Annotated in this window: 14 protein-coding genes; 6 read left to right on the top strand and 8 right to left on the bottom strand. The window is 35.0% G+C overall.

Translation table 11 applies throughout. The features are described 5' to 3' along the window. Positions 1-128: 128 nt before the first annotated feature. Both ABN080_RS05325 and pabB read right to left on the bottom strand, forming a co-directional pair. Complete coding sequence (locus ABN080_RS05325) at positions 129-692, bottom strand: CoA pyrophosphatase (protein WP_349440546.1); 564 nt, start codon at positions 690-692, stop codon at positions 129-131. Beyond that, positions 679-2,064, bottom strand: coding sequence for an aminodeoxychorismate synthase component 1 (gene pabB, locus ABN080_RS05320; protein ID WP_349440545.1), 1,386 nt, complete (start codon positions 2,062-2,064; stop codon positions 679-681). The genes ABN080_RS05325 and pabB overlap by 14 nt, the downstream gene beginning before the upstream one ends. 112 nt (positions 2,065-2,176) lie before the next feature. Here pabB and ABN080_RS05315 point away from each other — a divergent pair, with 112 nt between their 5' ends. Next, positions 2,177-2,359: a YoaH family protein gene (locus ABN080_RS05315; RefSeq protein WP_072068479.1), complete on the top strand. Its 183-nt coding sequence runs from the start codon at positions 2,177-2,179 to the stop codon at positions 2,357-2,359. A 96-nt stretch (positions 2,360-2,455) separates the two neighbouring features. Further along, positions 2,456-2,845, top strand: a complete 390-nt coding sequence (yebF, locus tag ABN080_RS05310; RefSeq protein ID WP_197269067.1) for a protein YebF — start codon at positions 2,456-2,458, stop codon at positions 2,843-2,845. 98 nt (positions 2,846-2,943) lie between these two features. Here yebF and ABN080_RS05305 read toward each other — a convergent pair whose 3' ends face one another. Further along, entirely contained in the window at positions 2,944-3,177 is a 234-nt protein-coding gene (locus ABN080_RS05305; RefSeq protein WP_072068477.1) for a DNA polymerase III subunit theta, read from the bottom strand. A 1,341-nt stretch (positions 3,178-4,518) separates the two neighbouring features. Between ABN080_RS05305 and ABN080_RS05300 the strand changes: the two genes are divergently transcribed. Further along, a complete protein-coding gene (locus ABN080_RS05300; RefSeq protein WP_349440544.1) occupies positions 4,519-5,991 on the top strand; it encodes an alanine/glycine:cation symporter family protein in 1,473 nt (490 codons plus the stop codon). Between the two features lie 98 nt (positions 5,992-6,089). After that, the gene (locus ABN080_RS05295; protein WP_349440543.1) at positions 6,090-6,929 is read left to right on the top strand and encodes an N-acetylmuramoyl-L-alanine amidase; all 840 of its coding nucleotides are present in this window, start codon (positions 6,090-6,092) and stop codon (positions 6,927-6,929) included. Between the two features lie 136 nt (positions 6,930-7,065). Here ABN080_RS05295 and brnQ read toward each other — a convergent pair whose 3' ends face one another. The 3 genes from brnQ to ABN080_RS05280 all read right to left on the bottom strand — a co-directional run bounded on the left by brnQ (position 7,066) and on the right by ABN080_RS05280 (position 10,035). Further along, positions 7,066-8,412, bottom strand: a complete 1,347-nt coding sequence (gene brnQ, locus ABN080_RS05290) for a branched-chain amino acid transport system II carrier protein (protein ID WP_197269068.1) — start codon at positions 8,410-8,412, stop codon at positions 7,066-7,068. Between the two features lie 302 nt (positions 8,413-8,714). Next, a complete protein-coding gene (gene yidA / locus ABN080_RS05285; protein ID WP_196554048.1) occupies positions 8,715-9,521 on the bottom strand; it encodes a sugar-phosphatase in 807 nt (268 codons plus the stop codon). A 127-nt stretch (positions 9,522-9,648) separates the two neighbouring features. Continuing rightward, positions 9,649-10,035, bottom strand: a complete 387-nt coding sequence (locus ABN080_RS05280; RefSeq protein ID WP_006533085.1) for a helix-turn-helix domain-containing protein — start codon at positions 10,033-10,035, stop codon at positions 9,649-9,651. A 339-nt stretch (positions 10,036-10,374) separates the two neighbouring features. Between ABN080_RS05280 and mgrB the strand changes: the two genes are divergently transcribed. Beyond that, the gene (gene mgrB, locus ABN080_RS05275; protein WP_164526450.1) at positions 10,375-10,551 is read left to right on the top strand and encodes a PhoP/PhoQ regulatory lipoprotein MgrB; all 177 of its coding nucleotides are present in this window, start codon (positions 10,375-10,377) and stop codon (positions 10,549-10,551) included. Between the two features lie 148 nt (positions 10,552-10,699). Next, positions 10,700-12,082 carry an amino acid permease gene (locus tag ABN080_RS05270; protein WP_349440542.1) on the top strand — a complete coding sequence of 461 codons (1,383 nt, stop codon included), beginning with the start codon at positions 10,700-10,702 and terminating at the stop codon, positions 12,080-12,082. A 116-nt stretch (positions 12,083-12,198) separates the two neighbouring features. On the opposite strand, the gene pagP is transcribed toward ABN080_RS05270, so the two are convergent. Further along, positions 12,199-12,834, bottom strand: a complete 636-nt coding sequence (gene pagP / locus ABN080_RS05265) for a lipid IV(A) palmitoyltransferase PagP (protein ID WP_349440540.1) — start codon at positions 12,832-12,834, stop codon at positions 12,199-12,201. A 612-nt stretch (positions 12,835-13,446) separates the two neighbouring features. Next, positions 13,447-14,091 carry a hypothetical protein gene (locus ABN080_RS05260; protein ID WP_349440539.1) on the bottom strand — a complete coding sequence of 215 codons (645 nt, stop codon included), beginning with the start codon at positions 14,089-14,091 and terminating at the stop codon, positions 13,447-13,449. Positions 14,092-14,360 lie beyond the last annotated feature (269 nt).

Genomic DNA, 14,360 nt, shown 5'->3' with positions numbered 1-14,360 from the left:
TAGTAAAGGGATCGTTTTTACGATTATATCGTCCCGTTAATGATGTAGTTTACAACATTTTTTTAAAATAGCTAAGTAGAGTTGTGAAGGCGATGATAAAAAGCACAAGCTGAACAGAAAATAACGCTTTAAGTGATATGTAAAGCAAGTTTATGTAAAATAGCTGCCGTTAATCCCCAGACAAGATGTCCATTGTAAGGGTAAAAATAGATCCGATGATTTTCACCTGAACGACGAAAATCGAGTGGCTGATAATGTTGTACATTGAGCACGTGACTTAATGGCATTTCAAAAATAGATGCAACTTCAGCTGGGTTTTGGCGTAAAGATAAACCTGCTGGGATTACACCCACGATGGGAGTAACCAAATATCCACTTGAACTTTGCAATGGAGGTAATCGCCCAATCACTGAAACAGTATTGGGTGGAATAGCGACTTCTTCGTGAGCTTCTCTGAGTGCGGTTTCAATAAGGTTATTATCTTCAGGATCACGTTTTCCACCAGGTAAAGCGACTTGACCTGCATGAGAGCGTAATGTTGATGCGCGTTCTGTTAATAATATGGTTGGATTAGGTTTATTGATAATCGGCAGCAATACAGCCGCCGTTTTTTGAGCATGAAGTGGCTGATTTACCCTATCATTAGGTAATGTGAGTTGAAAACGATTGATAAAAGTATCAATGGGTGTCATCGACAGTAGACTCATTTAAAACAGTTAATATTTGCCCAAGTTTATCGAATGTTTCTTGGTACTCTTTTTCAGCAACACTATCAGCGACAATACCGCCACCCGCCCAACAGTAAATCTTATTTTTTTCTGTCAATAAAGTACGGATGCTGATATTGGTATCCATTGTGCCACAAAAACTAATGTAGCCAATGGCACCGCAATATCCATGACGGCGGTGTGGCTCTAATTCTTCAATGATTTCCATTGCCCTGATCTTAGGTGCGCCAGTGATAGAACCGCCGGGAAACGCAGCTCTTAATAAATCGGTTGCTGTTAGATGTGGGGGAAGTTGTGCTGTAATAGTACTGACTAAATGGTGTACAGCTGGAAAACGTTCAACAACAAACAGTTCTGGTACTTTAACGGAACCGGTAACGGCAACTTTTCCTATATCGTTACGCATAAGATCAACAATCATTAAATTTTCTGCGCGATCTTTACGTGAGCTTTGTAGCAGTAAAGCTTGTTCATCATCTTCTTCGGGGGTTGCTTTGCGAGGAAGAGTTCCTTTTATTGGGCGTGTTTCTATTTTACTATCAGCTAAATGAATAAAACGCTCTGGTGAAACACTTAACACAAAATTATTGGGCAAACACATAAAAGACGAAAAAGGTGCTTTATTTGCTTGATTTAATGTTAAAAATGCATTCCATTCACTACCAACATAGCTTGCGCAAAAACGTTGAGCCAAATTAACTTGATAGCAATCACCAGAAAGTAAATATTGATGAATTTTAGCAATTTTTTCGTTGTATTCAGCATTGCTAATGTTCGATTGCCAGTCTGTGGTTAATGCAAATGGAGTATCAATCAATGTGGATGTTTGGTTTTCTAGCCATTGCAATCGCTCATCAATATTGTCATAACTAATTAAAGTGGCTTTTTTTAATTTATGATCAACAATTAAAGCCCAATCATAAATTCCAATAGCCATATCTGCAAAATTGAGTTCATTTTTAGCGTTTTCAGGTAGTTTTTCAATGCGACGACCTAAGTCATAACTCCAAATACCTAAAGCCCCACCTAAAAACGGCAATGAGTCATTGTATTCTGGATGAAAATTAAACTGTTCTAGTTCTTGTTGGATCAATGTAAATGGATCTTTTTTAGAGCGTCTGATTGCACCATTTTTTTCTTTAATCGTTGTGGTTTGCTTGCGAGTTTCTAAAGTTACAAGAGGATCAGAGACAATAATATCAAAACGGTTATGAGGATGTTCGGCAAAGCCAGAATGAAGTAAACTAGACCAAGGCAATGAAGCGATGGGAGAGAATATCCGTAGTGCTAGATCTGGAGTATAAATGAGCTCACGTTGTTGTAATTGCATATCCATCTTATGACCATGTAAACAAAGTATGTTGTATCATTCGCACAATGAATTGTAATCAAAAAGATTATATTCATGTAAATACAAAATAGAAGTTGATAAAGATAAGAGTAACATTATGTTTCTAGGAATGCCTACATTAACACATGAAGAACAACAAAAAGCAGTAGAAAAAATTCAATCTCTTATGGCTGAGGGAATGAGCAGTGGAGAGGCTATTCAGTTGGTTGCTCAGGAATTAAGAGAAAAGCACACAACGCGTGAATCGGTTTCTATCATATTTGATGACGAGAATGAATAAAACATTTTTTTAACAAATGTCACAAATATGTTGTTAACCCTATGCTATGCTTAATGGAAACACATCCTGTTTTAAGGGATATTTTCGGGAGGTTATATGAAATTAAGCAAGTTAGCAGGTCAAACAGGGATACTTGGTGTCGCTCTTTTACTTGTTGTTTCTTTTGGAGCATCTGCGGAAAGTGTCGATAATGTTAATAAAGATGTTGTACGTTCTGCGCCTTTTGCAAGTTGCGTTAATTTAGACAACAACCAACTTGTTGCTAGAGTGAAGAATGATTATCTACAGAATCGCCTTCCTCGTTGGCAAGAAGATAAAAAGGCACTGGGTCCGAAACCTGTAGCAAGTATCAATGCTAATGAAGTTATCAAGATGGATAATAACTATCAGATGGTATTGAATGTTCGTGGGGCGAGAACAGACCTTCGTTACAACGTTCAAGTTAATTGCGATGAAAATACCATCACTTATGTTTCACCTAAATAATGAATAAGTGGTATTTTTCGTTGTTAACTGATTGAAAAAAAGAGATAAACTTAAGTTTATCTCTTTTTTTGTCATTAAATTTTATCAAAAAAGTGCTATTATTTTTTCGCTTGAGGCTCATAAGGTAAACGAGAATAGTGTTGGCTTCTTGCTCGATAAAACATTAGTCTTTCTTGAAAAAAAGCATGGAGCGCTTGAGGCTGCTCTCGTAAAACTGCGTCAGCAACAACGGGCATATTATATCGCTCTTTAAAGGCAACTCCTGAAGCTGCTAAGCTTACGTTTATTTTGTCTTTTTCTTCTTGTGTTAATTCTGAAAGGTTATAACCCATCATCTTCCTCCCTATAACAATATGAATAAAGTAAAAGAGCATGCTTATTAATGCAAGTAAATAAAGATATTAGTCATTATATAATGATAAAAAAACATACGCATTATTTAGAACATTTTTTAATCAGCATCATTAAATATAACAATAAAATATAAATATTTACTAATTGTTATACTACTTTATGGGTAATTCTAATAATGAAAATGATAAAAATTACATTTATACACATAATTAAATTGATTTTAAAATAGACTAAAAAATAATTTACTTCTACAAAGAGTAAATAAATCTAATCTTTAATTTGATTTAGATCAATGAAAAAAACAGAGAAGTTTGCATCAAAAATAGATAAATATTGTTAATTTATTGGGTAGGGGGGATCTATGTGTTTGTTTTATATTACTTGATAAAAGTGGGGGGTAACATATTGAAATATTGATGTAAAAAAATGCCCTGTTGGGGAAACAGGGCGAAAAATAATACAACACCAGGGAAAAACATAGTATAAATAAAATTAACTAAATGGTTAATAGGTAAACTTACGTGATTCTTCATTTTTTTATTAATATGAAATAAATATTTAATACTCTTTAATTAGTATTCAAAAAAAAGGAGTGCTATTAATGAATAGTAAGTGAATAAAAAAGAGAAAGGATGCCAATCAATGGCATTCGTAAAAATGAGAAATAAAAAGATATATTTAAATTTAAATATTTAGATAGGTTTATAAGAGAAATTATAAAGTATACGTTTTGTTTTACTATAATACCTTATTAATATTAAAGCACTTTATTGATTTTATAATATAAAATTTTTATTGTTAATGATTATAAAAATCTTATTTCTTAAATGTTAATTATCAGAATGGCTAATCCAAGCTTCAAGATATTACTTTAACGAATCGTTTTTATTTTTCATTTTGAAATTTATTTTAGATATAAGTAAAGTTATTTGCTGATGTTTTTTTAAGCTATATGTTTTTTTTCTAAAATGACTGATTAACTTAATTATTAAAGTGTTAATTTTTCTTTTTTGAGTTAATGAAATTAAGAAATATTTATTTATCTTAATGATATTTATGTTTTTTTTATTTTTTAATATTGTTCGTTTTAGTTAATGAGATAATTAAATTTAAATACTAACATGTAAAAAAATAAACAAAAAATATACATATCGTATAATCTTGTGTTACATTTAATTCGCTTTTTACACAGCAACTTTTGATATTACATAAAGACATACTCGGATCATTAATTGATTCAATCATACGGTGTTTATTCGTTTTTATTTCAATAGCGATGTAAGGATAAGTTATATACGTTATTATACAGGGGGATTAATTTGACTGGGCTAATAAACTTTGCAAATAACATTTTATGGGGATATGTCCTTATCTACTTACTTCTAGGAGTCGGTATTTATTTTACTATCCGTACTGGGTTTATACAAATCCGACATTTTAGTCATATGTTCTCTATTTTAAAAAATAGCCATAAGTCAGATAAATCAGGGATCTCTTCCTTTCAGGCGTTATGTACAAGCTTAGCTGCGCGAGTAGGAACCGGAAATTTAACCGGTGTCGCTATTGCATTAACGGCAGGCGGGCCTGGTGCTATTTTTTGGATGTGGGTTGTTGCTCTAATCGGTATGGCAACATCTTTAATTGAAAGTACATTAGCACAACTTTATAAGACAAAAGACGATGAGGGTAATTACCGTGGGGGACCTGCTTATTATATGATGAAGGGATTGAAAATGCGCTGGATGGGCGTTCTCTTCGCTATTTTCCTCATCATTGCTTTCGGTTTAGTTTTTAATGCGGTTCAAGCTAATTCAATTGCGCAAGCAACAGCATCAGCCTTTAATTTTGATCCATTTTATGTTGGCATCTTTTTAGTGGTAACTAGCGGATTTATTATTTTTGGTGGTCTACGTTGGGTTGCTCGTGTTGCAGAGTTAGTCGTTCCTATTATGGCAACTGCTTATTTATTATTAGCCTTCTGGGTTGTTGCTGATCATATTGAACGCTTACCTGATGTTTTCCTTTTAATCTTTAAAAGTGCTTTTGGTTTACAAGAAGCTGCCGCTGGTGCGATAGGTTACGGTATTAGCCAAGCAATGACTCAAGGTATTCAACGGGGTTTATTCTCTAACGAAGCAGGAATGGGATCAGCTCCTAATGCCGCCGCTTCTGCAACACCTTATCCGCCACACCCTGCATCTCAAGGTTATATTCAAATGCTTGGCGTATTTATGGATACGTTGGTTATCTGTAGCGCAACAGCAGTGATTATTTTGTCATCAGGAGTACTCGATAGTTATCCTGAAGGCATTAATGGTATTCAATTGACACAATTAGCGCTGTCATCAAGTGTTGGTGGTTGGGGAAGTACCTTTATTGCTATTGCTATTTTCTTCTTTGCTTTTACCTCGATTATTGCCAATTATGCTTATGCAGAAAGTAATATGATTTTCCTTGGGCGTAATCATACAACAGGGTTATTCCTTTTACGTTCAGCTGTATTAGCAATGGTGATGTTTGGTGCTTTGGCAGATATGCCTCTTGTTTGGAAAATGGCTGATCTCTCGATGGGATTAATGGCAATGACAAATTTAATTGCCATCATATTGCTTTCAGGTGTTGCATTAAAATTAGTCAAAGATTACAACGAACAACGACAAGCCGGTTTATTGCCAACTTTTGATATACGCCAATATCCAGAGTTACAAGCGGATATTGAAGATGGCATATGGGAAAATAATATCATTCCTGATGAGCCTTTAGTTCGGTGTGAAAAAGTCAGCAATAACTGAAAAATATAAAAAAAGAGTCAAAACGGAAAACCCATATTTTTTAATATGGGTTTTTTGATTACAATTTAACTTTGGGAATAATCAATCAAGGATCAGAAATGAGGTCTAGTTGGTATTATATAGGATTACTTATTGTAGTAGGTCTCTTAAGTAGTTGTGCTCAACAACCTGAATTTATTGATAGAGGCAATTATATTGCTAAAGTTATCCCTAATAAGCAGGATGCTAAGGACTGTGTTAAATATCTAGTCATGCATTATACCGCGCTAGATGATGAGCGTTCATTGAAGGTTCTCACTGCTGGGCGAGTCAGTAGCCATTATCTTATTCCCACACATCCTTCAACTATTGATGGAAAACCTGTGGTTATTTCATTAGTAGATGAAAAACAAATTGCTTGGCATGCAGGTGTTAGTCAATGGGGAGAAGCGACAAGCTTAAATCATTGTTCTATTGGTATTGAGATAGTTAACCTGGGCTACCGTGATAATGGAAAATTTAGGTATTGGTATTCTTATACAGCAGATCAAATTGTGACTATTTCAAGTGTGATGAAAGATATTATTGAACGCTATGATATTGAGCCTCAAAATGTTTTGGGTCACAGTGATATTGCACCTTTAAGAAAAGTTGATCCGGGTCCTTTATTTCCTTGGGAAAGATTAGCAAACCAAGGAATAGGTGCTTGGCCTAATAAACAGTTAGTACAAACTTATTTAGCAGGTAGAGATCCTTCTGAGCCCGTTGATGTTGCAAACTTCCAAAAGCTATTACAGCAATATGGTTATCAAACACCCACAAATGGCGTATTAGATAACAATGCACAAAAAGTCGTGAAGGCTTTCCAAATGCATTTTAGATCAGCAAAGGCCAATGGGATCCCTGATGCTCAATCAGAAGCTATTTTAATGGCTTTGATTGAGAAATACCGAACTTAAAATTTCCGTTGATGAGATGAATAGATAGCAAAAACATAGGTAATCAAAAAGAAAAAAGCGTCTCCAATATAAAAGTTGGAAGACGCTTTTTTTGTGAACTCACAATCAGTGTTACAAATTACGAGCTATAGACTAATTATTTCGCTGTATTTTCTACTGAAAGATTTTTTTCTTTAAGATTTAAGCTAACGAACAGTGAAATCACGAATGCGATCGCACCGGGTAATACCCAACCTAAACCATAATCAGAAAGTGGGATATAGCTAAATAATTGCAGTAAATCAGCATTTAACCATTTCAATTGTTTCAACGTATCGAAAAGACTCATTAGTACGATGATGGCAATAGTAAAGCGATAGGTAAAGCGTGGTGATTTTAATTTATTACGAATAAATTGTAGTAATACTAATGTGACTGATGTTGGATAAATCATCAATAACGCAGGAATGGTTACGCGTAATAAAGTATCAAGGCCAAACGTTGATACGATTGTGGTCATTAATGTAAAGACAACAACCCAGAAGCGATAGCCTAAGCGGTGATGGAATGTCGCAAAATAGTCAGCTGCAGCACTTGTTACACCCACGAGTGTGGTCATACTTGCTAATAAAACAATCCCTCCCATTAGCCAAGTACCGACAGAGCCAAATAAGGCATCAACATAACGAGAGAATATTTGACCACCATTTGTGGCATTGAGTGCAGGATCTGCAAAAACAGAAACAGAGTGGCTAGTAGCTCCTAAATAGAAAAGGCATAGATAAAGCGCAGCTAACAGTAAAACTGAAATGAGTCCTGCTTTTACGGTAATAAAACCAATTTGGCGTGGTTCAGTAATTCCTTTGGTATACAAAGCACGCGCAACGATACCACCGAATGCCATAGCAGAAAGGACATCCATGGTTTGGTAACCATCTATAAAGCCAGAGAAGAAACCATTAACAGCATAAAGACCTGTTGGTTCTCCAATAGGAGAAATAGGTTTAGCCACAACGGCAATGCCGACAACAACCAGCAAGACTAACAGTGCTGGAGTCATAAATTTACCAATAGCGCTGATCATCGTGCCTTGTTTTAGCATGAAAAACATGCTTGTAATATTGAAAACAAGCGCGAAAGTCAGGTGTGTTGCGGTATTTTTCTCAATAAGACCTAACGGCAGGAAGCCCATTTCATAGGCGGTGTTAGTCACACGAGGCATCGCGAAAGTAGAGCCTACGATAAGATATAGTGCAACCCAGAAAATGACAGCAACCCATGAAGGTAAATCAACAGAAAGACGCTCACCACGTCCTCGAATTGCGACAATGACTAAGGTAAGAAAAGGAAGTAAGACACCCGTAACAAGAAAACCTAAGGATGTGCTAAACCAAAGGCTTCCTGATTGAAAACCCGCCATTGGGGGGAAAATAATATTACCAGCGCCGAGGAAGAGTGCGAAAACCATCATTCCAAGAACGAGCATGTCTTTTGTAGAAAGCATAACTAAAACTACCTGTCTGTGAAGAAAATATATTAATGATTTATATTTGTTATTCTACTCTGAGCCTATTTAATAGCTGAATATGTTGTAAAAATGCAGTTTGAATAACGAAAAGTGAATTGATAGTAACAAATTCTGAAGGATATGTAAGAAGAAAGGCAGATTTAACGCTCATTTAACAGTAATTATAGAATAATAAAAGGCTATGTTTTTGGTCAAAAAGCAGTGTGATCCTCTGCTAAGGATCACAAATGCTATATAATTTTGTAGACATTCACGATAAAACACAAAAAAGATCGTGTTTAAATAAATTTATTGATAGCGACTGCAACACCGTGCTCTTCATTAGAAAGTGTGACGAATTTGGCGACTTTTTTCACTTCATCAGGGGCATTTCCCATGGCAACACCTAAAGCTGCATATTTCAGCATTGCTAAATCATTACCTTGATCACCGATACACATAATTTTTTCTGGAGTAATTTTTAAATGTTCAGCGACTTTTTGAACCGCACTACCTTTATTGACATTGGTATTTAGTACTTCAATAAAATAAGGGGCGCTACGTAATATGCTGTATTGTTCGTAAATATTGGCAGGTAAATATTGGATGGCGTTATCTAAAACGGCCGGAGCATCAACAATCATAAATTTACTAAAATACATATCAGATTGCATTTCATTAAGTGGACGGTAGTAAAGAGGTGTCCAAGATAAGAAGGCTTCTTGGCAAGTGAAATGGCTAATATGACGATTAGTTGTATAAATTTTATTATCACTAATGACGTGAAAATGAACGCCTATCTCACGAGAGAGATTTTCAAAATAGAGGTAGTCTTCAAAATTGAGTAAATCTTGAATAATGACTTCACCATTATCTGCTTGATGAATTTGGCTTCCATTATTACTAATACAGTAACAATCAGAAGTATCAAGACCGAGTATCTTTAAATAAGGGGAGATGCCATTAAAAGAGCGCCCCGAAGCTAGCACAATCTTAACACCAGCTTCTTTTGCTCGTTGAACCGCATTTTGTACTTCGGGCGTGATTTCGTGTTGTTTGTTGAGTAAGGTTCCATCTAAATCAATAGCGATAAGCTTAATACTCATTAGCATCCCCATATTAAATAAAAGCAATCATGATAAAGGAAGGGCGAAGCGGTCTATCATCACATAGTTAGAGTATTATTTATGTGACATTAAAGGCTATCTGTATAATGTCACATAAATAGAAGGGTTAATCACAACAAGGTGATTGTAAATGTAAGGGTTGTTTGGTTTCTAATACGATCTCTTGATTTTGCCGAAAGTCGAAAGGCGTAATGCCATACTCTTTACGGAACATGTAAGTAAAGTGAGACTGCGAACCAAAGCCAAAATCGAGGGCGATATCAAAGATAGAACGTTCACTTGTACGTAATAAATGGATAGCGCCAGCCAATCTACGTTGACGAATATACTTTCCTAAAGAGGTGCCTGTGACTTCTTTAAAGATTTTCTGCATGTGCCAAAGAGAATACCCAGAATAAGCCGCCAACTCTTCAAGATGGATAACACGGCCTAAATGCTCCTCAATCCATTTACTTAGCGCGCAAACCAATGCGAGATGATTATCTTGTGGCATTACAGTTCCATTCTATCAATGAAGTTAAGGTAAAAATCAAAATTAACTCCCTAATCTTATACAAAAAGTGGCAGACAGAGAAATCCATATTAATGGATAGCTATTTCTTATCGTTGGCAAAATGTGTAATAAAAATAAAAAGTGTTCATTTCGCCGACAATTTATAGAAAAATAGTGCAAATTATCTCAATTTTGTCGAGGAAGCGTTTATCTTTCATAATGAAAGTTATGCTAAATTCACTCATAGAGATAATTGATTGCGAATTTTATAACAACAACTCTCTGTGTTGTTATCGTATTTAAGCGAATGCTTATAATGTTATTAATCATACTAACAAAATGTATTTAAAGGATTTTAAATTGAACGCAAAGAAAATAATTATTAGTTTAATTATTGCATTAGCCATTAGCTTTGGTCTCTATCTTATGGCTTTAGACAACTTTTGCGATCGCGGAGAAGACTTTCAGCAAGGCCTTTGTCGGTTTACCACATTATTCCCCTCCAAACATAGCTAAAAAGTCGCTTTTCTTATTATTTTTCGCCTAGCATAAAATGTATTTGTTATTCAAGTCAGATTAGTGTTTTAATGGGGGCTTGAAATAAACAAAATCGTAAATATTAGTTTACACGTTAAGTTGATAAAATAATAAAAGAAGAGGATGTATGGCGAGAGAGTCGCAACAGACAGAACTTAAGCGCGGTCTGAAAAATCGACATATCCAGCTTATTGCGCTGGGTGGTGCTGTCGGCGCTGGTCTGTTTCTTGGTATAGCGCAAACCATTAATATGACGGGCCCATCAGTAATACTAGGATATGCTATTGGTGGTTTTATTGCGTTTATGATCATGCGCCAATTGGGCGAAATGGTTGCCGAAGAACCAGTTGCGGGTTCGTTTAGTCACTTTGCCAATAAATATTGGAGCCCTTTTGCCGGCTTCTTATCTGGTTGGAATTACTGGGTGATGTTTATCCTTGTTGGTATGGCAGAATTAACTGCAGCAGGAAAATACATTAACTATTGGTTGCCTGATATCCCTGTTTGGGTTTCCGTTGCTATCTTCTTTGTGGCAATCAACTTAATCAATTTGATTAACGTTAAAATGTATGGTGAAACCGAGTTTTGGTTTGCCATTATTAAAGTATTAGCAATTGTTGGTATGATTTTATTCGGGAGCTACTTGCTGGCAAGCGGCAATGGTGGGCCTCAAGCTTCTGTAAGTAATTTATGGGAATTAGGTTTCTTTCCTCATGGTTTTACGGGCTTTATGTCGGCATTAGCAATTGTCATGTTCTCTTTTGGTGGACTTGAGCTAGTGGGGATCACGGCAGCTGAAGCTGAAAATCCAAAAGTAAGCATCCCGAAAGCGACTAACCAAGTTGTTTATCGTATTTTAATTTTCTATATCGGTTCATTGTTGGTGCTACTGTCACTTTATCCTTGGACTCAAGTAGTGAAAGGTGAAAGCCCATTTGTACTGATTTTCCATAATTTGGATAATTTCTTAATCGCAAATATTTTAAATGCTGTGGTATTAACAGCTGCATTATCTGTTTATAACAGCGGTGTTTATTCTAATAGTCGTATGCTTTATGGTTTGGCAAAACAAGGTAATGCGCCACATGCACTTTCTCGTATTAATAAACGTGGTGTACCGGTAGTGTCGTTACTATTGTCAGCAATTGCGACTTCATTAGGTATTTTAGTTAACTACTTATTACCTGATCAGGCGTTAGAGCTATTAATGGCATTGGTTGTTACTACGTTAGTGCTTAACTGGATTATGATCTGTTTAGCGAATTTAAAATTCAGAGCTGCAAAAACAAAAGAGGGTGTAGAGCCTTTCTTTAAAGCACTTTGGTATCCATATGGTAACTATATCTGCCTGGCTTTCTTATGCATGATTTTAGTGATTATCTTATTTATGCCACAAGTGAATATTTCGGTGATTTTAATGCCATTCTGGATTGCGTTCTTGTGGGTTGGATTTAAGATTTCTCGTATGAAGAAAACGCCAGATAATGCTCAAGCAAGTCAAGATATTTAAGTTACTACAGATTGGTTGAGTTACTTTATTGAACAAAAAACGCATCTCAATGATGCGTTTTTTTATGCTCTATATTTTTATTGTTCACACTTATTCTGATAGGCAAAAATAAGCAGTTACTGCCAACGTAACCAAGCAAATAACACGTTACCATTGTTATAAGTACCAGGTACATACGTTGCTTGTAGTGAAAGGTGCCCATAACCAACAGACACTAACGGTAAAGGCAGTGGCATAGGAATATAGTTATATTCATGGCGAGCAGTAATACTTAGTGTAAATCCTGCGCCCATTCGGAAACCGTCTTTATCACCGGGATACCACATTTTCTCAAAACCATAGCCCATAATAGGTTGTACACGGTTATTTGAGTCCATAAATGCCATTGCATAAAGAGAATGCCAATCACCATCACTGTCATAACGATATTTCCCCATACCAAAACCCCAAGGGGTTTCGTTATAGCGATCCGTTTTTTCTTTATCGTAAGTAAAACGGTTATGCCAAGTCCAAACAGGTAAATAGTAGTTATATTGGTCGTTATCCCAAGTTTGATTGATATTACGTTTGAATTTCCCCCAATAACTCTCTTCGCTATTAGATTGAGATACATTATTGGTAGTTTGATGATTTTCTGTAGTAATAATCTGATGTGGGATTGAATTATTTTCAGAAGCGGAAGCAGTTGTTGTTAACGCAAGCGAAAACAACGTAGTTGCTAATACGCTAGGGTGAAAATAGGTTGAAAACATAATATAACTCCGAGTACGGCATTGCTATGATTCTGGTGATGACAAATAAACGTTACTAATAGTGTTATTTAATCGACAAGTATTTAAGATAAGAGGTATCTGAAACTTTACTTCTTAACTAAAATCTTAAGGGATAAGAATCGGTTATAAAGAAAATAAACAAGTTTGTTGTATTTATGAATGTGTTTGTTTGAGGCATTCAATATTGTTATCTTTTAATGGTAACGTATTGTTTTTAATTTAAAATTAAGTTTTTATTAGATTGCTAATAAATAGCTGATAAATAAGGTTAAAGAGAAATAATTTTAGGTTGGTTATTTTCAACAGCAAAATCCCATAAAATAGCTATTTTTATGACTTAATGAAAATATTGAGATAAATTTAATATCAATAACATTAGGTTATAAAAAGAGATTAATTTCCAGCGGATAATAGAGTAACGAATAAGAAGAGTTAAATAAAAAAAGAAAAAAACAGAGGTTGGTTTATAAAACGTTTAGTTTTAAGCGTTAACAACAGGAGTGTAGTTTGTTTTTTATACAGATAATCCTATGTTGAGAGAGTGCAAATTAAAGAATTGTTGCTTACACACTCTCAACGTGAAGAAAGCATTTATTGAGATAATTTTTCTTGGCTAATAACAAGGAGCCGGTGAGTATGAGTATCACGATCCTTACCCCAGCAGAAAGCGTCCCAGTTTTCATAAAGATCATCAGTATCTTTCACTACTGTTAGAAGGCGGTTTTCTTCTGTTCCATCTGAAATATAAACATTAAGGTGAGCAGTAAAAGCCCAATCAATCATTGTTTCCCAAAAACGCTTACCTGCACCGGTTTGCTCTTCATCAGAAACAACAATGTTGTATGTTTTAAGTAAATAACTAAAGAAGTGTCTAGGGAGATATCTTGTCGCAATATCATGTTCTTCAGAAACAGTTCGCCATACTTTAACTTGGGTACATGTTGTTTTGCTAAATATAATGTCTTTGCGAAAAATAAGTTCTACAAGATAAACTGTTTCAGGTGCATTGGTAGTTGAAATTAAACGATATTGATTGCGTTTTAAAGATTTAACAAAACGATACCCATTAGGGATGCTATATTCTGGTAATACAAAGTCTTCCACACCTTTTTCAAGGAATTCTTTTGTATGATCAATATTTCTAGAGTGAATTTTCAACTTTACATTAAAATCTGCATCAGGAATAAGATAAGGCATTGATTGTCCATTATTCTGTTGCGATGGTTCATTTTTCATTTAGCCCCTCCGCATTGTGTGATTGTCCAAAAATGCATTATAAATACCTCATCTAGCAGATAATATATCGATTGTCGTTAAAATGAACAAAATAATTTATTTTATTCTTATTATTTAAATATATCTGAAATATATTCCTTAAATTGATGTGTAATGCAATAGAAGCCATCGGCTTAGTATTTATTATATACAACCTTAGCTGATTTATCTTACTGAATCACAAATCTCAACAATAGAGAATCTATAGCTCGAGATGAGCTATCAAACTA

Origin of the sequence: Proteus sp. fly-1089 (genome assembly GCF_040138965.1) — a bacterium.
GTDB classification, from domain to species: domain Bacteria; phylum Pseudomonadota; class Gammaproteobacteria; order Enterobacterales; family Enterobacteriaceae; genus Proteus; species Proteus vulgaris_B.
Note: the sequence above shows the minus strand (reverse complement) of the source record. Positions and strands in the feature narration are given on the sequence as shown.